This window comes from Pseudomonas sp. P5_B2 (genome assembly GCF_056400445.1).
This window is the reverse complement of the sequence record NZ_JBFULH010000012.1, coordinates 14,387-37,652: the sequence shown is the minus strand read 5'-3', so window position 1 is coordinate 37,652 and position 23,266 is coordinate 14,387. Positions and strand designations below refer to the sequence as shown.

Sequence of the window (23,266 nt, the reverse complement as noted above, 5' to 3'; positions counted from 1 at the left end):
TGTCATGGTTGAGGTCGATCATGTGCATTCCATTGCGAACAGTTGGAACACCACCCTAACCAGTCGCGATTCAACAGGATGCAGGACGGCACCGACAGCCGACTTAGGAGGTTTCGCCCTTTCAGGAAGGAATGTGGACGGAGCCGGAATACAAAAAAAGAAACCGGAGCACACGCCTAATGCCGATCAGTCAAGGAACGACACAATCCGTAGCAGCTGGCGAAGCCTGCGTCGACTGCTACAAATATGTCGTGGCCTGACTGGCCAGCATCGGGACATGAGCCCCGGTTTTTTCTTCAAACCGGTGTTTTTCTGGCGATTACCAGAAGCGTTGCTGGGTCAACCGGCTCCACCAAGTCAGCAAAACGCGATCGACCGAACCGCTGGCAGCCATGCCGATACGCTCTTGCAGGCTTTTTCGCTCGGCGTAATGCAGGTGAAAGAGCTCGGCTTTTTTTGCCCGTTCGGCGAGGTATTCATCGCTGGTCTTCAGTTCGTCAACCAGTTGCTTGTCGAGGGCTGCGATACCGAGCCAGACTTCACCGGTGGCTACGTCATCGATGGCCAGTTGAGGGCGATAACGCGCGACGAAGTTCTTGAAAAGTTGATGGGTAATGTCCAGGTCTTCCTGGAACTTCTCACGCCCTTTTTCGGTGTTTTCGCCAAACACGGTCAGGGTGCGTTTGTATTCGCCGGCCGTCAGCACTTCGAAATCGATGTCGTGTTTTTTCAGCAAGCGATTGACGTTAGGCAGTTGCGCCACCACACCAATCGAGCCGAGGATCGCGAACGGTGCGCTGATGATCTTCTCGCCGATGCACGCCATCATGTAGCCGCCGCTGGCCGCGACCTTGTCGATGCAGATGGTCAACGGCACGCCAGCATTGCGGATGCGCGCCAGCTGCGAGGACGCCAGGCCGTAGCTGTGAACCATGCCGCCACCGCTTTCCAGACGCAGCACTACTTCATCCTTGGGCGTGGCAAGCGTCAGCAGCGCGGTAATTTCGTGGCGCAGGTTTTCGGTAGCCGAGGCTTTGATGTCGCCGTCGAAATCCAGCACGAACACGCGCTGTTTGGTCTCGGGGGTTTTCTTTTGCTTTTTCTCGGATTTAGCCTGGGACTTGCGCAAGGCCTTGAGCTGATCCTTGTCGAGCAAGGTCTGCTCCAGGCGTTCGCGCAGCCCTTTGTAGAAATCATTCAGTTTGCTGACCTGCAATTGGCCGGCCGATTTGCGTCGACCTTTGCTGCGCAATGCCGCAAAACTGGCCATGACCACCAGAATGGCGATCACCAGCGTCACGGTCTTGGCCAGAAAACTGGCGTATTCAGACAAAAACTCCACAGTGACTCCTTCATTACGATGCACGGCTTAAACACGCGCGGGATATGTTCAGCATACCCATGCGCCAGCTCGGCGACCAGCCGTGAAACCTCTGGCAACAGCCCTGCAACAGCCATTTCAAACAAGCGTATGTTTTTTCATTGACAGCTCACTGCCATCCTCATAACCTCGCCAAACCTTCAACGTACCGGGACGACGCGGACGTGGGCAGTATCTATTTGATTCGACATGGCCAGGCCTCCTTTGGTGCAGACGACTATGACGTCCTGTCGCCGACCGGTATTCGCCAGGCAGAAATCCTCGGCCAATACCTGGTCGAACTGGGCATCAGCTTCGATCGCTGCCTTTCAGGCGACCTGCGCCGCCAACAACATACCGCCAATAGCGCGATGGAACAGTACGCGGCCGCGGGCCTGCCAGTGCCGCCCCTGGAAATTGATCCCGCGTTCAATGAGTTCGACGCCGACGCGGCGATCCGCGCGTTGCTGCCGGCCATGCTGGACGACGAACCGGAGGCCCTGGACATCCTGCGCAACGCCGCGCAAAACCGCGCCGAATTCCAGCGCATCTTTGCCTTGATCATCGAACGCTGGCTCACCGGTTCCTATGACACGCCTGGTCTGGAAAGCTGGCTGGGTTTTGTGGAGCGTGTGCACGGCGGACTGCAACGAATTCTGGAAAGCGCCGACAATAAACAGAAAATCGCCGTGTTTACGTCCGGCGGCACCATCACGGCCCTGCTCCACCTCATTACACAAATGCCGGCCAAGCAGGCATTCGAGCTGAACTGGCAAATCGTCAACACCTCGGTACACCACTTGAAGTTCCGTGGTCGCGAGGTGGCACTGGCTTCCTTCAACAATCATGCACACCTGCAACTGTTGAAGACCCCGGATCTCATCACGTTTCGCTGAGTCCGGAATATTGTGACCCTGGCTGTAATCACCCAGCTCTAATTACCCAAGAAAGGATCAAACCATGACCTCCGTAGCTGATGCCGTACAAGCAATGAAAGCCAAGTTCAACCCAGCCGCTGCTGCCGGTCTGGACCTGGTTTTCGGTTTCCGCATCGACGACACCAAGAACTTCTCGCTGATCGTCAAAGACAGCACCTGCGAGCTGCAAGAAGGCGAAAACCCTGACGCCCAGGTTACTCTGGTGATGGACGGCGAAACCCTGCAAGGCATCGTTGACGGTTCGACCGACGGCATGCAAGCGTTCATGGGCGGCAAACTGCGCGCTGAAGGCGACATGATGCTGGCGATGAAACTGTCCGAGCTGTTCCCAAGCTAAGACGGCGGTTCCCGACCTTCGGGAACCTGTCTGGCTATCAACGAATCCCGCCCCTTGTGGCGGGATTCGTCGTTTTCCATCCCCGGAAAACGCCCCGCTGCGGATTCACCGTCTATATTCCTTCTGGCCGCATCCGTCAGAGATCGGCTGTTTGCCCCCGACTGATTTTGCGCGGAGCACGGCCATGAGCCCACCTGACGACCCTGACGGTTTTAACCGCCGACGTATACTGCAAGGCCTTTCGGCAGGTGCTGTCGGTGCCTGGATCAGCCCGCTATTCGCAGGGAGTAAGACCATGCCCGATACCCCGGCCGACCTCATTCTGTACAACGGACGCCTGCACACCGTTGATCGCAAAAAACCCCAGGCCAGCGCTGTCGCGATCAAGGACGGGCGCTTTGTTGTGGTCGGCAGCGATGCCCAAGCCATGGCCCTGCAAGGCCCCGGCACGCAAATCGTCGACCTGCACGGTCGCACGGTGATTCCCGGCCTCAATGACTCGCACCTGCATTTGATCCGGGGCGGTCTCAATTACAACCTCGAACTGCGCTGGGAGGGCGTGCCGTCACTGGTCGATGCCTTACGCATGCTCAAGGACCAGGCGGATCGCACACCCACACCGCAATGGGTGCGGGTAGTCGGGGGCTGGAACGAGTTCCAGTTTGCCGAGAAACGCCTGCCGACCCTTGATGAACTGAACAAAGCGGCGCCGGACACCCCGGTGTTCGTCCTGCACCTCTACGACCGCGCCCTGCTCAATCGCGCCGCACTGAGAGTGGTCGGCTACACACGCGACACGCCGAACCCACTCGGCGGTGAAATCCAGCGCGATGCCAATGGCGATCCTACCGGCATGCTGATCGCCCGGCCGAACGCGATGATTCTTTACTCGACCCTGGCCAAGGGCCCCAAGTTACCGCTGGAGTATCAGGTCAACTCAACCCGCCAGTTCATGCGTGAACTCAATCGCCTTGGCATCACCAGCGCGATCGATGCCGGCGGCGGCTATCAGAACTATCCCGACGACTATCAAGTCATCCAGCAACTGGCCAAAGACCAACAACTCACGGTGCGCATCGCCTACAACCTCTTCACTCAGAAACCCAAGGAAGAACTCACCGACTTCAAAAACTGGACCAGTACCTCTCATTACGGCCAGGGCGACGATTTCCTGCGGCACAACGGTGCCGGGGAAATGCTGGTGTTCTCGGCGGCGGACTTCGAAGACTTCCTCGAACCACGCCCCGACTTGCCGCAAACCATGGAACAGGAACTGGAACCGGTGGTACGGCATCTGGTGGAACAGCGCTGGCCGTTTCGCTTGCACGCGACGTACAACGAATCCATCAGCCGCATGCTCGACGTATTCGAAAAGGTTAACCGCGACATTCCGTTCAATGGCCTGCCCTGGTTTTTCGACCACGCCGAAACGATTACACCGCAGAACATCGAACGGGTAAAAGCCTTGGGCGGTGGCATTGCGATTCAGGACCGCATGGCATTCCAGGGTGAATACTTCGTCGACCGTTATGGCGCCAAGGCGGCGGAACATACGCCACCAATTGCGCGCATGTTGGCCGAAGGCATCCCGGTTGGCGCCGGCACCGATGCCACCCGCGTTTCCAGCTACAACCCATGGACCTCGATGTATTGGCTGGTCAGCGGTCGCACCGTCGGCGGACTGGAGCTTTACCCGCAAGGCTTGAGCCGCGATACCGCGCTGGAACTCTTCACCCATGGCAGCGCCTGGTTCTCCTCGGAACAAGGCAAGAAGGGTCAAATAAAAGTCGGGCAATTGGCGGATTTGATTGCGCTGTCGGCGGACTATTTCCACATCGAAGATGAGGCGATCAAATGGATCGAGTCGGTGCTGACCATTGTCGACGGAAAAATTGTTCATGCCACCAGTGAGTTCGAAAAACTTGGGCCGCCGCCGATTCCCGTGGTACCTGAATGGTCTCCGGTTACCACAGTGCCGGGGCACTGGAAACATCTGACGCCGGTGACAGCGCAGGTTCATCAATGCGCAGGTGCCTGCGCGGTACATGCGCACAGCCATGAGCGGGTGCGACTATCATCAGCGCCGGTCAGTGACTTCCAGGGATTTTGGGGGGCGTTTGGCTGTTCGTGTTTTGCGTTTTGAACAATGACCCAACAAACACAGAAAATCCAATGTGGGAGCGGGCTTGCTCGCGAAGGCGTCGTGTCAGTCGACATCAATGTTGAATGATACGACGCCTTCGCGAGCAAGCCCGCTCCCACATTAGGTCTGTGCCGGGCAGAAGCTCATGGCTCCCACATTAGGTCTGGACCGGGCAGAAGATCATGGCTGCAACAACAACGCGATCAGCGCACTCCATCCCGTCTGATGGCTGGCCCCCAGTCCGCGTCCGGTTTCCCCGTGAAAAAATTCATGGAACAACACCAGATCGCGACTGCCGGGATCCGCCTGTAACTGCGGATATGCTGCCATTGACGGCCGATTGCCCGCTTCATCACGAAGGACAAGCCTTGTCAGTCGCTGACTCAAACTGTCGGCGACCTCTTCCAATGACGCCAAGAACCCTGACCCCGTAGGGTATTCCACCGAAAAGTCCTGGTCGTAATAGCGATGAAATTCGCGCAAGGATTCGATCAGCATGTAGTTGATCGGCATCCACACTGGCCCGCGCCAGTTGGAATTGCCACCGTACAGGCGCGATTCGGATTCTCCCGGCTCGTAATGGGCGCAGAGCCGTTCACCATCGATTTGCAGGCCGAAAGGCTGTTCGGCGAAGGCCTTGGACAATGAACGAATACCGAACCCGGAAAGAAACTCGCTTTCATCGAGCATGCGCTTGAGCAGGTCCTTGGTGCGCTCGCCACGCAACAATGCCAGAAGCATCCGATTGCCTTCGCCAGGTTCGGTCCAGCGTGAAACCAGACTGGCGAGATCCGGGCGGTGACGCATAAAACCGAGTAAACGCTCGCGCAACCCGGGTAAACCTTCATGCTCGTGTTGCTCCAACACCTGCACGGCAAACAGAGGCATCAGGCCGACAATCGAGCGCAAACGCAGCGGTTCGTTTACACCACCGGGTCGGTGCAATACGTCATAGAAAAACTGGTCCTGTTCGTCCCACAACCCTTCGGCGTCGGAGTCGACCTTATTGATTGCCCCGGCGATGTAGAGAAAGTGTTCGAAGAACTTCACCGCTATATCGACGTACACGCTATTGCGCTTGGCCAACTCCAGCGCGATACGCATCAGGTCCAGCGCATAGGCGGCCACCCACGCCGTACCGTCCGCCTGATCCAGTTGATAACCGGGTGGCAACAACGCCGAACGATCGAACAACGCAATATTATCCAGCCCCAGAAAACCGCCCTGAAACAGGTTGCGGCCTTCGGCATCCTTGCGATTGACCCACCAGGAAAAATTCAGCAGCAGTTTGTGGAAGATCCGTTCAAGGAAGTCCATGTCGCCGACGCCCGTCAGCGCCATGTCCTGCTGATAAACCCGCCAACAAGCCCAGGCATGAACCGGCGGGTTAGCGTCGTCGAAACGCCATTCGTAGGCCGGTAACTGGCCGTTGGGGTGCATGAAGCGGTCTTTGACCAGCAGCAATAATTGATGCTTGGCGAATCCAGGATCGATCAGCGCGTAAGCCACAGCCTGAAAACCCAGATCCCACGAGGCGTACCACGGATACTCCCACGTGTCTGGCATGGAGACGATGTCGAAGTTCGACAGGTGTCGCCAATGCGTATTGCGAATGCGCGAACGCCCGGAAGGCGGTGAAGGTTGCGCCGGGTCGCCGTCGAGCCACTGATTGACATCGAAGTAATAAAGCTGCTTCGACCAGAGCAACCCGGCAAGCGCCTGACGCTGAACATTGCGTGCATCCGGATCGTCGATGCCGGTTTGCAGGGCCGCGTAAAAATCATCGGCTTCAGCGCGACGCCGCTCGAACAGTTTTGTGGCGTTGACCCGAGTCGTGCCTGTCGGGGCGAAACGCAGGTAAACGCATCGGCTTTGACCCGCCTCGAACGTCAGGGTGAAATGCGCAGCCACCCGCGTTCCCGTGTCATGGCGGATCGCATTATTATTGCCCGCAACCAGGAAATCGTTGATGCCGTCCTTGAATGGACCACTTGCCGCCACGCCATCCAGTTTGGGGAAGTTGCTCTCGTTGTTGCAGAACAGCCATTGGCAGCCTTCCTCGCCCCAGGCGCTGGCCTGCCGATCGGCGAGTTGCGGGTGCTGGGCCAGGACCTCATCACCGCTAAGCGTCAGGCTCGGTCGCAGCCCGTCCGCCACCCAACTCCATGTGTTACGCGCCCAGAGCTGCGGCAATACGTGTAGCCGTGCTGGCTGATCGGATCGGTTGTGCACGGTGACGCGCATGAAGACGTCATCTGCCGCCTGTTTGGCATATTCCACGGTCACGTCGAAATAACGGCTGTCTTCAAACACGCCGGTGTCGAGGATTTCATACTCGGTATCGGCCAAGCCACGGCGGGCATTTTCGGCCACCAGGTCCGCGTAGGGGAATTCGGCCTGCGGGTACTTGTAGAGCATGCGCATGTAGGCGTGACTGGGTACGCCATCGACGTAGAAATACAGCTCTTTGACGTCCTCGCCGTGATTGCCTTCGGAGTTGTTCAAGCCAAATAGACGCTCTTTGAGAATCGGGTCACGCTCATTCCATAAACCCAGTCCCAGGCACCAGTGCTGAGCCTTGTCGCAAAACCCGGCAAGCCCGTCCTCGCCCCACCGATAGGCCCGGCTGCGGGCATGTTCGTGAGGAAAATAGCGCCAGGCATCGCCGTCGGCGCTGTAGTCTTCGCGCACCGTGCCCCATTGGCGTTCGCTCAAGTAAGGCCCCCATTCGCGCCACGCCTCGGCATCACCACCAGCCAGACGCTGGCCTTCAGTGGTATCGAGGATGTTTGCTGCGTGCTTTGCCGTCATGGATGGGGCCGTTGGGCTAGAGACGATTGCAGTGTAGTGCGTTCGCAGGCTCCCTATCTGAACACTCCCTGTAGCAGCTAGCGAAGCCTGCGTCCGGCTGCGTAGCAGTCGCTAAATCAGGCACTGCGGTGTTTCAGTTAGACCGAGATAGCCGGATTTACGACTGCTGCGCAGCCGAACGCAGCCGAACGCAGGCTTCGCCAGCTGCTACATAAGCCGGTTCCGGCGGTATCCGTTTACAATGACCGCACCTTCCGCACCGGCCTTCCCATGGACATCGACCTCGCCCGCACCTTTTTGGAAATCGTCCGCCACGGCAGTCTCGCCGCGGCGGCCGAGAAGCTTCACGTCACCCAGACCGCGATCACCGCGCGCGTGCAGAAGCTTGAAAGCCATCTCGGCAGCACGCTGTTTGTACGCAACCGCGCCGGCGCGCGTCTGACGCCCAATGGCGAGGCCTTTGTGGTGTACGCCAATCAACTGGTAGAGACCTGGGAAGCGGCGCGTCGGGATTTGCCGTTGCCCGAGGGTTATCGCGATGTGCTGCACATCGGTGGCGAGGTCAGCCTGTGCAACCCGTTGATGCTCCGTTGGGCCGGCGAATTGCGCGAGAAGATACCCAGCCATGCCCTGCGCATGGAAATTCGCGACGGCGAAAACCTCTTGCGGCAACTGGAGCTGGGGGTGCTCGATGCGGCGCTGGTTTATCAGCCGGAGTACTGGCCGCGCCTGCAAGTCGAGCAGGTGCTGGAAGAAAAACTGGTGCTGGTGCGGTTGGTCGGCAAACCCGATCCTTACGTGTACATCGACTGGGGCCCGGATTTCCGTCGCCAGCACGATGCGGCCCTGCCGGAAAAAGCCAAAGCTGCCTTGAGCTTCAACCTCGGCCCACTCGGTTTGCAGTACATCCTGGAGAACGGCGGCAGCGGTTACTTCCGCACGCGCGTGGTCCAGAGTTACGTGCAAAGCGGTGTACTGGAGCTCGTACCCAGGGCGCCGGAATTCAGCTATCCGACCTACCTGGTGTATTCGCGTGATCGCGACTCGGTCACCCTGCAACGGGCATTCGATTTATTACGTGAAGTGATCCAGTCTGATGAAGACTGGTCGCAGCGCTGGAATCCGCTGAGTTGAACACACCGGATCATGGCGCTTGTGGCCTGTAGTTGCCGCATGTCTTTGCGGGGAGATCAGCTAATCTGCTGGCTATAACAATAACCAGAGGTGAGCGCAGTGAGGCAAACCACCCAGGTATTTCGCAGCCGCTATCGCGCCGATATTCATCCGCTCTACAACCCGTGGTTGCACGGCGCTTTTGTGCTGGTTTTCGGGGTGCTGGCTATCGGCGGATTCTGGAGCAGCGTGCATCAAGTCGAGTCGCTGGAATGGCTGGCGGTGCCGATCACACTGTTGTTCTTCAACTTTGGAGTGTACATGGTGCATCGACATCTGGGGCATCACAAAAAGAGCTTCGCGCGCATGTTCTACGCCCGCCATGCCGGCGATCATCACAGCTTTTTCGCACCCGGCTACATGACCTACGACGGCGCCCGGGACTGGCGGGTAATTCTTTTTCCTGCCTGGCTGATCGTGGTGTACACAGGCTTCCTTGTCCTGCCGCTGTGGTGGCTGCTTCACCGGCTTGATGCCAACGTCGCCGGCTTGGTGGGCGGCTGTCTGGTCCTCGGTTACCTGACCTATGAAGTGTTTCATGCCTGCGAACACCTGCCGCCCGGCAACCCGGTTACGCGATTGCCGTGGATCCGCCAGATGCGCCGCTTGCATGAACTGCATCACCGCCGCGAGTTGATGCAGGAACGCAATTTCAACATCGTGTTACCGCTGATGGATTACCTGTTCGGCACCCTCTACCGGGAACCGGAGCCTTCCCCCCTGCCCTTGACGAGAACGCCCATGACCCGCATGCAGCACCAGATCGTTATCGCAGGAAACCCGATTGACGTGCTCGCCTACGCCAGCACCGTCACCCGCTGGCCGGAGTGGCATCCGTCCTCCCTCAAGGTTGACGGTCAGGCCGGCCCGCTGCACGCCGGCTCACGGTTTGAGGAAGACATCAAGGCCGGCGGGCGCGACGGGCACCTGAGTTGGGAGGTCAACGAATACCTGCCGGGACGCCGTTGGAGTGCCCAGGCGCGGGGTGATCACGGGTTGTCGCTGGTGGTGACTTACGAATGCGCGGCGGCGGGTGACGGCACACAATTTACCCGCACCCTGGAGTATCGGTTCGCCGGTGTCGGGATGCGCATTGCCAATCAGCTGTTACTCAAGCGGCGCATCGAGCGTGAATCCGCCGAATCGATGCTGGCCTTGAGAGAGATGGCGCAAAAACAACCGACACCCACCGGAGCCAACGTGTGAAAAAAACCATCAAGTTCCGACATCTGCTGTCACTGCTCCTGGTTGCCCTTTGCGTCTTACTGTTGGTGGTGTTCCCGATGGAGGTGCAACCGGTCGCCTGGAATCCGCCACCGGCCCCCTCCCTCACCAGCGGCGTCTACGCCGACAATCAGCGCCTCAAAGGCGTGGAGCGTGTCGGCCCCGCTGACATCGCGGGGCCGGAAGCGCTGTTGCTGGAGGGCGACACACTGATCACCGGACTGCATGACGGCAGGGTGATTCGCTCGAGCATCGACGGCAAACAAACCAAGGTGCTGGCCGATACGGGCGGCAGACCCTTGGGCCTGGCGCGTCACCCCAATGGCTTGCTGGTGATCGCGGACGGCAAAAAAGGGCTGCTTTCTCTGGATGCCCAGGGCCAATTGATCCCTTTGTCCACCACGGCTGGCGGCGTGCCGTTTGGTTTTACTGATGACGTGGCCATCGACGCGGAGGGGCATTTCGCCTATTTCAGCGACGCCTCCAGCCGTTGGGGCTACGGCAAGGATGGCGAGGCGATCATCGAACATGGCGGCGACGGTCGTTTATTGCGATATGACTTCCAGACCGGCAAAACCAACGTGCTGCTGGACAAGCTCGAGTTCGCCAACGGCGTCGCCCTGGGGCCGGACGACAGTTTTGTACTGGTCAACGAAACCGGCGCTTACCGGATCAGCCGCTATTGGCTGACCGGACCGAAAGCCGGCACGCATGACCTGTTTATCGACAATTTGCCGGGGCTGCCGGACAACCTTTCGTTCAACGGCCGCGACCGGTTCTGGGTGGCGCTCTATGCGCCGCGCAGCGCGCTGCTCGACCGCACGGCGCCACACCCTTTCGTGCGCAAGATGATTGCCCGGGCGATGACGGTGTTGCCTAAACCGGTGGAAAAACGCGCGTTTGCCTTGGGGCTTGATCTGGACGGCAAGGTGATTGCCAATCTACAGGATGCCAGCAGCGATAATTATTCGCCGATCACGACAGTGCGTGAGTATGGGGATTGGCTGTATTTCGGGTCGCTGAAGGCAACGAACATGGCACGGTTGCCGCTCACTACAGCCCTCCAGAAATAACAAAGATCTAAATGTGGGAGCGGGCTTGCTCGCGAAGGCGTTTTGTCATTCAACATTGATGTYGACTGATACACCGCCTTCGCGAGCAAGCCCGCTCCCACAGGGGATTTGTGTGGATTATTCGGGATCTGCGTCGTCAGCCGATTCTTCATTCACCCGCTCAGGGCGGTCATCCTCAGGATCCGGTTCGGTTTCGATGTCGTACGGGTCGGGCTCAGCACCAGTCGGCATCGGGTCATACCCGCCCTCCTGTTCACTCGGAAATCCGGGATTAGACATAAGGCACCTCTCAGGGAGTCGTTATTGACGCCTCGTCATTTTCGAGGTGCCGGTTATTACGCCGTTCCAGATTTTGCGACACCGGTCGTCGGTGGCTCGGACGGTGCGTCAGGACGATGCCTGCAATTGTTGGACGATCTTGTCCTTGACCTGCAAGCGCTTCTCCTTGAGCTTCTTCAACACGTCATCACTGGGCGCATCGGATGACGCGGTCTCGGCTTTCACCACTTCAGCGTCCGCCTGGGAATATTTGTTGATCAGTGAATCCAGTAACGGATCCTTGGTGCGTTTTTGCTGGATCTCTTCCTTTGAAACCTTCAAGTCCTGAAACAGGTCATGGGGCACCGGCATGGAACACCTCCGTTTTGATGATCGGAAGCAAACGCGATCGATTGCGTTCACCAACTATCAGAATGGCCTTGGTTTGAGGGTTCTGTCGACCACCTGTCAGACCAGCGGTGCCCGTTCGTCRTCCTGTCGCAAATGCGATAAAACCTTTGCCCAAACGCCGGCATCCACAGATTAACGATCACTGGATCGCTTTCAAAAAACTTGTGTGGAGAATAACCAATGGACGGATTCACCCTGCGCCACCTCGCCCTGGCCGTCGCCTTGAGCGCCAGCATGGGCACGGCATTCGCCGCCACTAACAATGATTTCGTCGACAGTGCAGCCGCAGGCGGCATTGCAGAGATCGAAACCAGTCGTTTAGCACTGGAAAAAAGCAAGTCAGCCGACGTCAAGGCGTTTGCCAACATGATGATCACCGATCATTCGAAGGCCAACGACGAGCTGGCAGCCTTGGCGAAAAAGTATGACATCGAGGTGCCGGACACGACGACCTTGGTCAAACAAGCCAAAGAGCAAATTCTCGACATGCGTGATGAATCCTTCGACGCGGCATATGCGAACAATCAGGTCAAAGCCCACGAAGACACCATCGAGCTGTTCAAAAAAGAAGCCAACACAGTGACGGATGACAAGGAGAAAGGCGCCACTGCATTAAAAGGCTTTGCCCAGCAAAAGTTGCCCGCCCTTGAGAAGCACCTGGCCATGGCGAAAAAACTCCAGGCCGCCCACCCCGATAAATGACTCAACAGGAAGACCGCTGATGCGGTCTTCCTTTTTGCTGCTTGAGTGCTCCTGGTCTCCCCCGATTCTCAGCCAAAAAATCGCTGTTCAAGGCCGCGCCGACTAGAGTTACCGGGCAACTTACGGTCGTAATGAAAATAACCTGCGAAAAACGAACAACTATTTCATTCGGCAAAGGTCACTGACTTCACGCCGGTCGTTTTTCAATGGAACCGGCAGAGACTCATTCAGGAGCACATGGACATGGCGGCACTGCAAATCAGCACACTCGATGCGATGAAAAATAACCAGGCGCAACTGCTCACCGAATGGATCAAGGGCCTGGAAGCCAATGGTGCTACTCGTAACCTCAAAGAACACGACCTCAAGCAGCAAACTGCAGAGTTCCTGCACCTGGTAGTCAGTGGGCTGGAAAACGGCAACGGGCCGAACGTCGCCGCGCCGGGCTGGGACGAAGCGCGGCAGTACCTTGAAAAGCTCTCCCACAGTCGCGCCCTGCTCGGCCAGGATTCACACCAGACCGCCAGCTTCATTTTTTCGCTCAAAGGCCCGCTGTTTGGCCTGCTGCAAAGCCATTACAAAGACAGCCCGGCCGTGCTCGCCGAGCAGCTCTGGGAAGTCTCCGAACTGCTCGATGCACTGGGCATGCACACCATCCGCACCTTCCAGAAATCTCGTGAAGCGGTGATCAAGCGCCAGCAAGAAGAACTGCTGGAGCTCTCCACGCCGGTGGTCAAGCTATGGGATGGCGTTCTTGCGCTGCCGATGATCGGTACCCTGGATTCACAACGCACCCAGGTCGTGATGGAGTCGCTGCTGCAACGGATCGTCGATACCGGCTCGGAAATCGCCATTATCGACATCACCGGCGTGCCGACCGTCGACACCCTTGTGGCTCAGCACCTGCTCAAAACCGTGACCGCCATCCGCCTGATGGGGGCCGACTGCATTATCAGTGGCGTGCGTCCGCAGATCGCCCAGACCATCGTGCACCTGGGCCTGGATCTGCAAGGCGTGGTCACTAAGGCGAATCTGGCCGATGCCCTGAAACTGGCCCTGACCCGCCTGGGAATCACCGTCAGCAAGACGGTATAAGCCCATGGATAGAATTCCTATTCTGCAGATGGGCGACTTTCTGCTGGTGACCATTCAGGTCGACATGCACGACCAGCTCGCCCTGACGCTTCAGGACGACCTGTCCGAACGCATCAGCCGGACGTCGGCGCGTGGGGTGCTGATCGATATCTCCGCACTGGACATGGTCGATTCGTTCATAGGCCGGATGATCGGGACCATCTCCGGGCTGTCGAAAATCATGGACGCCGAAACCGTGCTGGTGGGCATGCAGCCTGCCGTGGCGATCACGCTTGTTGAACTCGGCCTGACCCTGCCCGGCGTCAGCACCGCGCTGAATGTCGAGCGCGGCATGAGCCTGCTTCAGGCACGAGTACGCGAGCAATGACCCTGCGCAGCAGTGGCACTCACCCGATTCACATAGAGCAAGACGTAGTCATGGCCCGCCAGACCGCGCGCAAACTGGCGACCGAGTGCGGCATGCGCCTGATCGACCTGACCAAAATGGTGACCGCCGTCAGCGAGCTGGCGCGCAACACCATGGTTTATGGCGGTGGCGGTGACATGGACTGGCAGATCCTCGACGAAAACTCGCGAGTGGGTTTGCGCCTGACCTTTCGCGATGAAGGCCCGGGCATTCCCGACATCAAACTGGCGATGACCGACGGCTGGACCTCTGGCAGCGGCCTCGGGCTAGGCCTGACCGGTGCCAAGCGTCTCGTGGACGAATTCGAACTGGATACCGCGCCCGGCCAAGGCACTCGCATAACGATCACCCGATGGACATGAACATCTCAGGCACCCTGACCGACGTCCTGCTGATCGAAGACAGCAGCCAGATCGGTCATGCACGGCGCACCGCGCAGAAACTCGCCGAACACATCGGCTTCGACGCCACTGATGCGGGGCGTGTGGCGCTGGTCGCCACGGAGCTCTCCAGCAATATCCTCAAGCATGCCGCCCGAGGCGAACTGCACCTGCGGACCCTGCCGTTTGAAAGCGGTCACGGGATCGAGATGCTGGCGGTGGATCGGGCGCAGGGCTTTGATTTGCAGGCGTGCCTGGCGGACGGTTTTTCCACCGGAGGCACTCAGGGCATTGGCCTGGGTGCGGTGTCACGTCAGGCCAACGTGTTCGATGTGTACGCTGACTCAAGGGGCGCCGTGCTGTTGGCCCGCTTGTATCCGCGCACCCACAAGGTTGCGGACCTGCGATTGGGCGTCAGTCAGCACTCTCTGGCCCGCGATCCGGCGTGTGGCGATGTCTGGCACCTGGCGATTGACGGAGCGAACCTCAGCGCCTTGGTAATCGACGGCCTGGGCCATGGCGAAGACGCCGAGTTCGCCGCTCGCGCCGGTGAAAAAGCCTTTGCGCGAGCGCCGTTCGACTCACCCGTGCTCCTGCTTGAAGACATTCACCAAGCCATGATCGGCACCCGTGGCGGCGCGTTGGCCATTGCGCAATTCGACGCGCAGCGCGACAAACTGACCTTCACCGGCATCGGCAACATCGGTGCCAGCCTGATCGCGGCGGACAAATCCCGTGGCCTGGCGTCCCATCCCGGCATCGTTGGCGGGCAATATCGAAAAGCCCAACCCTTTGACTATGCTCACGTGAACGGACATCTATTGATCATGTACAGCGACGGCTTGCAGTCCCGATGGAACATGCACGACTACCCTGGCCTGGTGCATCGTCATCCGGCCGTGATAGCCGCCATCCTGCACCGCGATTTCTGTCGCGGCCGGGACGATGTTACGGTATTGGTCGTTGCCCTGGAGGCCGCCCATGGCTGAGTCCCCTTCGCTTGCGCCCGACGATCCATCGGCGCTGATCGCACGCCTGCAGGGCGAAACCGCCGCCCTGCGCGAAGAGCTCGATGAAACCAATCAGGGCGTACTCGCGCTGTACGCCGAACTCGACAACCAGGCCGAAGAATTGCGGCAGGCCTCGGACCTGAAAAGCCGTTTCCTGTCGTACATGAGCCACGAATTTCGCACGCCACTGGGCTCGATCCTGAGTATTGCCAGTTTGCTGAGCGATGAACTCGACGGCCCGCTCAGCCCCGAGCAACACAAACAGGTCACCTTCGTCAGCACCGCTGCGCGGGAGTTGAGCGACATGGTCGACGACTTGCTCGACCTGGCGAAAATCGAGGCCGGGCGCATCAGCATTTCACCGGCATGGTTCGATATGCTGGACTTGTTCGCCGCCCTGCGCGGCATGTTCCGCCCGATAGTCGATGCCACCGCCGTGGACCTGATCTTCGAAGAGCCGGTGGGATTGCCGCGTTTGTTCACCGACGACAAGAAGCTCGCACAGATCCTGCGCAACTTCATCGCCAATTCGCTGAAGTTCACCACACGCGGTGAGGTGCGGGTATCGGCCCGGCTCGAAGGCACGGACTTCGTGCGCTTTGCCGTCAGCGACACCGGAATTGGTATCGCTGCCGAGCTACATGGCGCATTGTTCGAGGACTTCTCCCAAGTCGACTCGCCCTTGCAAAAACGCTTGCGCGGCACCGGGCTGGGGTTGTCGTTGTGCAAACGCTTCGCCGCATTGTTGGGCGGCGAAGTCGGGGTCGAGAGTACACCGGGGGTCGGTTCGACCTTTTTCGTGATCATCCCGCTGGCCATCGCCATGGAGCCTGCCGATGAAACGTGACATCCGCCTGCTGATCGTCGACGACAACGTCGCGACACGCTACGCCTTGCGCCGACGCCTGGAGTCACACGGCTACAGCGTGCTGGAGGCCGGGACTGGCGGTGATGGCCTGGCGCTGATCGACAGCGAAACCATCGACGCGCTGATTCTGGACGTCAACCTGCCGGACATGAGCGGTTTCGACATCGTGCGCAAGCTGCGTTCCGAGGCCGCCACCGCCCTGTTGCCGGTTATTCACGTGTCGGCTGCCTCGATCCAGACCGGCGACATCATCACCGGCCTGGACGCCGGGGCAGATGCCTACCTGATCCACCCCGTCGACCCGGACGTATTGCTGGCAACCCTGCGCACTTTGCTGCGAGTGCGCGACACCGAAAACGCCCTGCGTGAAAGCGAGGCGCGGTTCCGCGAGATTTTCGTCAACGTGTCGGCGCCCATTGCGGTATTGGACGCGCAGTTCAAAATCCACGAATGCAACCACGCGTTCTCCCGGTTGATTCTGGACAATGTCGACCCGGACACCCTGGGCGAATGCTTCGCCGAAGACCAGGACGCGGTGATCGAGGAACTGCGCCTGCGCCTGCTCGCTGGCGAGCGCTGGAAAGGCATTTTGAACCTGCGCGTTGAGGGAGAGCTACGGGAAACCGAGTGGCAGATCTCGCCCTATCGCACGCCAGGATTGAGCCTGGTGTTCGTCGAAGACGTCACCGAACACCGCCACCGCGAACGCTCGCACCTGGCCCGGCTCGACGATGCCACCTCACAGCTGGAACGTGAAATCGCCGAGCGTGTGCGCACCGAAGCCCAGTTACTGCAAGTGCAGAAAATGGACGCGCTGGGTAAGTTGACCGGCGGCATTGCCCATGACTTCAACAACCTGCTGACGGGCATCATCACCAGCCTGGAATTGATCCAGAAACGCGTCGCCGACGCGCGCACCGACAAGGTTCAATTCTATGCCGACGCGGCGTTGAGCTCGGCCATGAGCGCCGCCGCGTTAACCCATCGTTTACTGGCTTTCGCCCGCCAACAACCGCTCGATACGCGGCCGGTGGACATCAACGAACACATCCGCTCCCTCGAAGAATTGCTGGTACGCACCATCGGCGAACACATTGCGCTGAAGCTCGAATTGACCTCCAAAGCCGCAATTGCACTGGTCGACGCGATCCAGCTGGAAAGCGCCGTGCTCAATCTGGTGATCAACGCCCGCGATGCCTTGCCACAAGGCGGGAATATCTGGGTCAGCACCTACGCCGCGTATTCCCACGGCGATCTGAAACTGGCGGATGGCGCCTACGTCGCACTGTCGGTGCGCGATGACGGGACCGGTATCGAACACAGTGTGATTGATAAAGTGTTCGACCCTTTTTTCACCACCAAACCGCTGGGCCAAGGCACCGGACTGGGACTGTCGAGCATTTACGGGTTCGCCCGGCAATCGGGAGGCGATGCGCATATCCGCAGCGTGGCCCGACGCGGTACCGAGGTCACCATCATGCTGCCGGCCAGTTCGGACCTGACCACCGCTGACGTCGTATCAACGGCTGYGGATCAACAAGGCTCGGGCGAGCATGTACTGATTGTCGAGGACATGCCTTCGGTGCGCATGTTCGTTGCCGAGGTGCTGGTGGATGCCGGTTATCGCTGCACCCAGGCCGGTGACATCGAAGCCGCCCTTGAGCGCCTGCAAAACGATCCTTCGATTGATCTGATGCTGACGGACGTTGGCCTGCCGCGCATGAACGGTCGGGAATTGGCGGATGTCGCCCGCGGGTGGCGTGAGGGATTGCCGATCCTGTTCATGACCGGTTATGCGGAAAACGCGATCAATCGGCAGGTGTTTTTGGGGGAAGGCATGGAAATGCTGGTCAAGCCGTTTCAGATCAGTGAGCTGCTGGACAAGGTTCGGCGCACTTTGGACTGCGCCTGACAGACCGCCTTCGCGAGCAAGCCCCACATTTAATCTGTGTCGTTCACAAATCAAATGTGGGAGCGAGCCTGCTCGCGAAGGGGCCCGCAGCATCAACACATCAAGCGCTGCCAAGCACTCGAGCCAGGAACGGCGCAGTGCGGCTTTTCTTACTTTTGGCCACCGCCTGCGGCGTGCCGGCAACAACGATTTTCCCACCCTGATCCCCCGCCCCCGGTCCGATGTCGATCACCCAGTCACTCTGCGCCACCACGCGCATTTCATGCTCGACCACGATCACCGTGTGCCCCGCCACCACCAGCGTATTCAACTGCTCCAGCAACCGGTCAACATCCCTTGGATGCAAGCCAGTCGTGGGCTCATCGAGCACATACAACGTCGCCCCACGCTGGTTACGTTGCAGCTCCGTCGCCAGTTTGATGCGCTGCGCTTCACCGCCGGACAACTCGGTCGCCGGCTGCCCCAGGCGCAAATACCCAAGACCGATATCCCGCAACACCTCCAGCGAGCGGCGAATGCCCGGTTGTTCGGCGAACACCTCGACCGCTTCATCCACCGTCAGCCCCAGCACCTGGGCGATGTTCAACCCTTGCCAGGTGATCGCCAGCGTTTCGGGGTTGTAGCGCGCTCCGTGACACGTCGGGCACGGTGCATAGACACTGGGCATGAACAACAATTCGACACTGACAAAGCCTTCACCTTCGCAGGTCGGGCAGCGGCCCTTGGCGACGTTGAACGAGAATTGTCCGGCGTCATAGCTCGCAGCCTGGGCCTCGGGGGTCGCGGCGTACAGTTTGCGCACGTTGTCGAACAGACCGGTGTAGGTCGCCAGATTGGAACGTGGCGTGCGGCCGATGGGTTTCTGATCGACCTGCACCAGGCGCTTGATCGATGCCAGACCGGCCGTGACCTGGCCACCGCTGACTTGCGGCGCATCGTCCTCAAGGCTCAACGCTTCGGTTTCGCTGTCACTGGCGAACCGTCCCAAATGGGTGCCGACCAACTCCAGCAGTGCCTGGCTGACCAGGCTCGATTTGCCAGAACCGGACACCCCCGTCACGGCGGTAAAACAGCCCAGCGGAAACTCGACGCTGAGGTTGTTCAGGTTGTTGCGGGTGATGCCCTCCAGGCGCAGCCAATCGGTGGCCTTGCGACTGGCGCGTGGTTCGGTGACGTGTTCGGCGAACAGATAAGCGCGGGTCTGCGAGTTCGTCACCTCGGCCAATCCTGCCGGTGGACCACTGTAGAGAATCTGGCCGCCGTTCTCGCCCGCCGCTGGGCCGACGTCGATCAACCAGTCGGCGCGGCGCATGGTTTCCAGATCATGCTCAACCACAAACAGCGTATTGCCAGCGGCCTTCAGGCGTTGCAGCGCTTCAAACAATGCCTCGCCGTCCGCCGGGTGCAGGCCGGCCGAAGGTTCATCCAAAACGTAGATCACACCGAACAGTTGCGAGCCCAACTGTGTCGCCAGTCGAAGTCGCTGCAATTCGCCGGAGGACAGTGTCGGCGTGCTGCGTTCCAGCGCCAGGTAACCGAGTCCCAGGTCCGTGAGGGTGCTGACCCGCTCCAGCAAATCCTGGGCGATCCGTTGCGCGGCCAGGCGTTTTTCCACCGACAGATTGGGCGTATGGCGCACGTCCGGTGCGTTGGCATGACCGCTGGCACCGTGGGCGACCCGAGCTTCGCGGGCCTCACGGGTTTGCCGGTGGGTCAACACGTCGCCCGCCTCATCAGCCTGCTCAAGGTAACTGTGTGCCGCCACTGGTTTCAGCACGGCGGCCACTTGCAGCAGCGACATCTGCGACAACTCTCCGATGTCGTACCCCGCAAACGTCACCGACAACGCCTCGCGCTTGAGCCGTTTACCGTCACATAACGGGCAAGGACTGCCAAGCATGAACTGCGAAACGCGCTTCTTCATCAGCGCACTTTGCGAGTGGGTGAAGGTGTGCAGGATGTAGCGTCGGGCGCCGGTGAAGGTACCTTGGTAGCTCGGTTCCATCTTGCGTTTGAGCGCAACCCTGGTTTCTTCCGGGGTGAGCCCGGCGTACACCGGCACGGTCGGCGTCTCTTCGGTGAAGAGGATCCAGTCGCGCTGTTTTTTCGGCAGATCGCGCCAGGGTTTGTCGACGTCGTAGCCCATGGTCACAAGGATGTCGCGCAGGTTCTGTCCCTGCCACGCCGTGGGCCATGAAGCAACCGCGCGCTGGCGGATGGTCAGGCTCGGGTCGGGCACCATCAGCGCTTCGGTGACGTCGTAAACCCGGCCCAACCCATGACACTCCGGGCACGCGCCTTGCGGGGTGTTGGGCGAGAAATCTTCGGCATACAACATCGCCTGTCCCGGCGGGTAGCTGCCGGCCCGGGAGTACAGCATGCGGATCAGGCTCGACAACGTGGTCACGCTGCCCACCGAAGAACGGGTGCTCGGCGTACCCCGCTGTTGTTGCAGGGCCACGGCCGGCGGCAGGCCTTCGATGGAGTCGACATCCGGCACGCCGACCTGATCGATCAGCCGTCGCGCATAAGGCGCCACGGACTCGAAATAGCGACGTTGCGCTTCGGCGTAGAGCGTCGAGAACGCCAGCGACGACTTGCCCGAACCGGAGACACCGGTGAACACCACCAGCGCATCGCGCGGAATGTCGACGTCGATGTTCTTGAGGTTGTGTTCCCGGGCGCCGCGCACCCTGACCATGCCGGAGGGAGGATTGGAGGTGCGCTTGGACGTCATCGGAAAACCTTAATGAAATAACTGAATAAACACCGCCCCAATGTGGGAACGGGCTTGCTCGCGAAGGCGGTATGTGAGGCAACATCAATGTTGAATGTTCGGCCGCCTTCGCGAGCAAGCCCGCTCCCACATCAGGACTGTGTCAGCCGTTTAGGACTGTGCGAACCATTCGTGTGAGTGCTTCGGGGTCATAGGGTTTGCTCAGCAAATACGTGTCGGGGCTGAGCTGGTGATTGCGCGAAATAATGTCACGGGTATGGCCCGAGGTGAACAACACAGCCACTGGGGGAATTTGCACTTTGGCCCATGCCGCCAGGTCAGCACTTTTAATCAAGCCGGGCATGACCACGTCAGTAAAAATCAGGTCTACCTGCGTGCCCTCCAGCAACATCTGCATGGCCTGGTCGCCGTTGGCCGCCGTCAGGATTTGATAGCCTTCTTCACGCAGCAACTCCACCGCCGAGACGCGAACCGCTTCATTGTCTTCAACCACCAGAATGGTTTCATGGCCGCCACGCTGTTGCGGATCCTGCTGCGTGGTTTCACTGGGTGCCGGTCGCAGGCTACGCGGAAAGTACATCTGCACCCGAGTACCGCGTCCCTCGGTGCTGGAAATGTCGATGTGCCCGCCGCTCTGCTTGACGAAACCGAACACCATGCTCAAACCCAGCCCCGTGCCCTGTCCGTCGGCCTTGGTGGTGAAAAACGGCTCGAAGGCCTGCGCGAGCACTTGCGGCGGCATTCCCACGCCGCTGTCGGCTACCGCAACGCAGACATATTCGCCGGCCACGATGCCCTTGCCTGCACAAAACTTCTGATCGAGGACGACGTGCTCGGCACTCATACCGATGGTCCCCTCACCGTTCATGGCATCACGGGCATTGATCGCGAGGTTGAGAATGGCGTTTTCCAGTTGATTGCGGTCCACGAAGATGTGCCAGGGATCGTCCGGGGCGTTCACCTTGATCTGCAGGGTTTCACCCAGCGCTCGCTGCAAAATTTCCCCCAGACCCTCGAAGACCTGCCTTGGATGGCAGACGGCGGGCGACAGCGGCTGGCGGCGGGCGAAAGCGAGCAATTGCGAAGACAATTTAGCGCCACGTTCGACGGCGGCAATCGATGCACTGACCCGGCGCTGGACATTGGCGTTGTCCGGTTCGTGACGCGCCAGCAAGTGCAGGTTGCCGGCGATCACCTGCAACAGGTTATTGAAGTCGTGGGCCACGCCACCGGTGAGGCCGCCGATGGCTTCGAGTTTCTGCGATTGGCGCAGTTGTTCTTCGGCAGCCAGTCGCGCTTCGACTTCATCGGCGACGCGCTGTTCCAGGTTACGGGTGAACCTGAGCAAGGATTCTTCGGCGGTCTTGCGTTCATGGATGTCAATCAAGACGCCGGGAAAGCGGAACGGTTCGCCCTGCTGGTTAAACTCGCAGCAACCGCTCGCCAGCACCCACAGATAACTGCCATCCGGGCGCAGCACGCGGTACTCCGCATTAAAGGCATCGCCGGTTTCGACCGATTGAGTGACCTGTTCCTGCACCCAACTGAGGTCGTCGGGGTGGATCCTGGCTTCGGCGAGGTCCGGGGGCAGGTCGCCCAGGTCCTGATCGGCGGGAAAGGAGAAGGTACGGGCAAATCGCTCGTCGCCGGAGAGCTTGTTGGCTTTGATGTCCCAGACGAATGAGCCGAGCAAGGCTCCGGCATTGAGTGCCAGGCGCACCCGTTCGTTGTCGGCGCGATAGGCGTCTTCGGCGGCCTGACGGCGACGTTCGGAAATGACATGCTCCGTGGTCTCGACCACCATCGCCATGACCCCCGCCGGCTTGCCGTCATCATCGGCCACCGGGCTGTAATAGAGGTCCAGCCAGACGTCTTCGGGAATCCCGTCGCGCAACAATACCAGCACTTTATTGCGATAGGACAAGGTGCCGCCCGCCAGGCAGGTATCGACCACGTTCCGATTGAACTCGGCGACTTCCGGCCAGCCAAGTTCCACGGGGGAACCCAACAGGTAAGGATGACGGCCACCGGCGAATTTGGAGTAGGCATCGTTGTAGATCATGTACCCGGCGCGGTCCCACAGCATCACCATTGGCAGTGGTGAGGCCAGCATCAATTGCACTGTGCTGCACAGGCTCGCAGGCCAGGTGTCGAGGCTGCCAAGTTCGGTCTGGCACCAGTCGAACGTACGAATACGCCCGGCCATTTCACCGGTCCAGCCGGCACACCCGTGGCTTTCATCTAAAAACTGCATCGACTGGCTCTGAGTCCCTGTGAGTGAACTGACTGAGGGGGTCGCGACAACATGAGATCGGCGTGAGCCCGTTTGCTTCGAGCGTCGCAGACGTCAATGGTTTCATAGAGGTTAGCTGATTCTCAACCGGCAGATACTCGCCCTCCGCGTGGACACCATCTTGAACTTCGCCGG

19 protein-coding genes are annotated in these 23,266 nt (G+C 59.6%); 13 read left to right on the top strand and 6 right to left on the bottom strand.

What is annotated here, in order from left to right:
- Positions 1-319: 319 nt before the first annotated feature.
- Complete coding sequence (gene sohB, locus AC1DRJ_RS03035) at positions 320-1,342, bottom strand: protease SohB (RefSeq protein ID WP_477800762.1); 1,023 nt, start codon at positions 1,340-1,342, stop codon at positions 320-322.
- 203 nt (positions 1,343-1,545) lie between these two features.
- Here sohB and AC1DRJ_RS03030 point away from each other — a divergent pair, with 203 nt between their 5' ends.
- From AC1DRJ_RS03030 to AC1DRJ_RS03020, 3 genes are all read left to right on the top strand, one after another.
- Positions 1,546-2,256, top strand: a complete 711-nt coding sequence (locus tag AC1DRJ_RS03030; RefSeq protein WP_477800761.1) for a histidine phosphatase family protein — start codon at positions 1,546-1,548, stop codon at positions 2,254-2,256.
- Between the two features lie 64 nt (positions 2,257-2,320).
- Positions 2,321-2,635, top strand: a complete 315-nt coding sequence (locus tag AC1DRJ_RS03025) for an SCP2 sterol-binding domain-containing protein (RefSeq protein WP_007946492.1) — start codon at positions 2,321-2,323, stop codon at positions 2,633-2,635.
- 295 nt (positions 2,636-2,930) lie between these two features.
- Complete coding sequence (locus tag AC1DRJ_RS03020; RefSeq protein ID WP_477800760.1) at positions 2,931-4,778, top strand: amidohydrolase; 1,848 nt, start codon at positions 2,931-2,933, stop codon at positions 4,776-4,778.
- 180 nt (positions 4,779-4,958) lie between these two features.
- Here the strand turns inward: AC1DRJ_RS03020 and AC1DRJ_RS03015 are convergent, their stop codons facing one another.
- Entirely contained in the window at positions 4,959-7,589 is a 2,631-nt protein-coding gene (locus AC1DRJ_RS03015) for an MGH1-like glycoside hydrolase domain-containing protein (RefSeq protein ID WP_477800759.1), read from the bottom strand.
- A gap of 270 nt (positions 7,590-7,859) precedes the next feature.
- Here AC1DRJ_RS03015 and AC1DRJ_RS03010 point away from each other — a divergent pair, with 270 nt between their 5' ends.
- From AC1DRJ_RS03010 to AC1DRJ_RS03000, 3 genes are all read left to right on the top strand, one after another.
- Complete coding sequence (locus tag AC1DRJ_RS03010; RefSeq protein WP_477800758.1) at positions 7,860-8,723, top strand: LysR family transcriptional regulator; 864 nt, start codon at positions 7,860-7,862, stop codon at positions 8,721-8,723.
- A gap of 99 nt (positions 8,724-8,822) precedes the next feature.
- Entirely contained in the window at positions 8,823-9,968 is a 1,146-nt protein-coding gene (locus AC1DRJ_RS03005; RefSeq protein ID WP_477800757.1) for a sterol desaturase/SRPBCC family protein, read from the top strand.
- A complete protein-coding gene (locus AC1DRJ_RS03000; protein ID WP_477800756.1) occupies positions 9,965-11,059 on the top strand; it encodes an SMP-30/gluconolactonase/LRE family protein in 1,095 nt (364 codons plus the stop codon). Before AC1DRJ_RS03005 ends, AC1DRJ_RS03000 begins: the two co-directional genes overlap by 4 nt.
- Positions 11,060-11,176: 117 nt before the next feature.
- Here AC1DRJ_RS03000 and AC1DRJ_RS02995 read toward each other — a convergent pair whose 3' ends face one another.
- Entirely contained in the window at positions 11,177-11,338 is a 162-nt protein-coding gene (locus AC1DRJ_RS02995) for a hypothetical protein (protein WP_477800755.1), read from the bottom strand.
- A gap of 108 nt (positions 11,339-11,446) precedes the next feature.
- Positions 11,447-11,689 (bottom strand): HP1242/YdcH family protein, encoded by a 243-nt coding sequence (locus AC1DRJ_RS02990; protein ID WP_150781221.1) that lies wholly within the window; start codon positions 11,687-11,689, stop codon positions 11,447-11,449.
- A 219-nt stretch (positions 11,690-11,908) separates the two neighbouring features.
- Between AC1DRJ_RS02990 and AC1DRJ_RS02985 the strand changes: the two genes are divergently transcribed.
- The 7 genes from AC1DRJ_RS02985 (at position 11,909) to AC1DRJ_RS02955 (ending at position 18,101) form a co-directional block, all read left to right on the top strand.
- A complete protein-coding gene (locus AC1DRJ_RS02985) occupies positions 11,909-12,430 on the top strand; it encodes a DUF4142 domain-containing protein (protein WP_477800754.1) in 522 nt (173 codons plus the stop codon).
- 243 nt (positions 12,431-12,673) lie between these two features.
- Positions 12,674-13,525 carry an STAS domain-containing protein gene (locus AC1DRJ_RS02980; RefSeq protein ID WP_477800753.1) on the top strand — a complete coding sequence of 284 codons (852 nt, stop codon included), beginning with the start codon at positions 12,674-12,676 and terminating at the stop codon, positions 13,523-13,525.
- Positions 13,526-13,529: 4 nt separating this feature from the next.
- Positions 13,530-13,892 carry an STAS domain-containing protein gene (locus AC1DRJ_RS02975; RefSeq protein WP_477800752.1) on the top strand — a complete coding sequence of 121 codons (363 nt, stop codon included), beginning with the start codon at positions 13,530-13,532 and terminating at the stop codon, positions 13,890-13,892.
- The gene (locus AC1DRJ_RS02970) at positions 13,889-14,293 is read left to right on the top strand and encodes an anti-sigma regulatory factor (protein WP_477791645.1); all 405 of its coding nucleotides are present in this window, start codon (positions 13,889-13,891) and stop codon (positions 14,291-14,293) included. Before AC1DRJ_RS02975 ends, AC1DRJ_RS02970 begins: the two co-directional genes overlap by 4 nt.
- Entirely contained in the window at positions 14,290-15,300 is a 1,011-nt protein-coding gene (locus tag AC1DRJ_RS02965; protein WP_477800763.1) for an ATP-binding protein, read from the top strand. The genes AC1DRJ_RS02970 and AC1DRJ_RS02965 overlap by 4 nt, the downstream gene beginning before the upstream one ends.
- Positions 15,293-16,168: a sensor histidine kinase gene (locus AC1DRJ_RS02960; protein ID WP_477800751.1), complete on the top strand. Its 876-nt coding sequence runs from the start codon at positions 15,293-15,295 to the stop codon at positions 16,166-16,168. Before AC1DRJ_RS02965 ends, AC1DRJ_RS02960 begins: the two co-directional genes overlap by 8 nt.
- A complete protein-coding gene (locus AC1DRJ_RS02955; protein WP_477800750.1) occupies positions 16,158-18,101 on the top strand; it encodes a response regulator in 1,944 nt (647 codons plus the stop codon). The genes AC1DRJ_RS02960 and AC1DRJ_RS02955 overlap by 11 nt, the downstream gene beginning before the upstream one ends.
- A gap of 100 nt (positions 18,102-18,201) precedes the next feature.
- Here AC1DRJ_RS02955 and AC1DRJ_RS02950 read toward each other — a convergent pair whose 3' ends face one another.
- Positions 18,202-20,838 (bottom strand): excinuclease ABC subunit UvrA, encoded by a 2,637-nt coding sequence (locus tag AC1DRJ_RS02950; protein ID WP_477800749.1) that lies wholly within the window; start codon positions 20,836-20,838, stop codon positions 18,202-18,204.
- 142 nt (positions 20,839-20,980) lie between these two features.
- Entirely contained in the window at positions 20,981-23,092 is a 2,112-nt protein-coding gene (locus tag AC1DRJ_RS02945; RefSeq protein WP_477800748.1) for a hybrid sensor histidine kinase/response regulator, read from the bottom strand.
- Positions 23,093-23,266 lie beyond the last annotated feature (174 nt).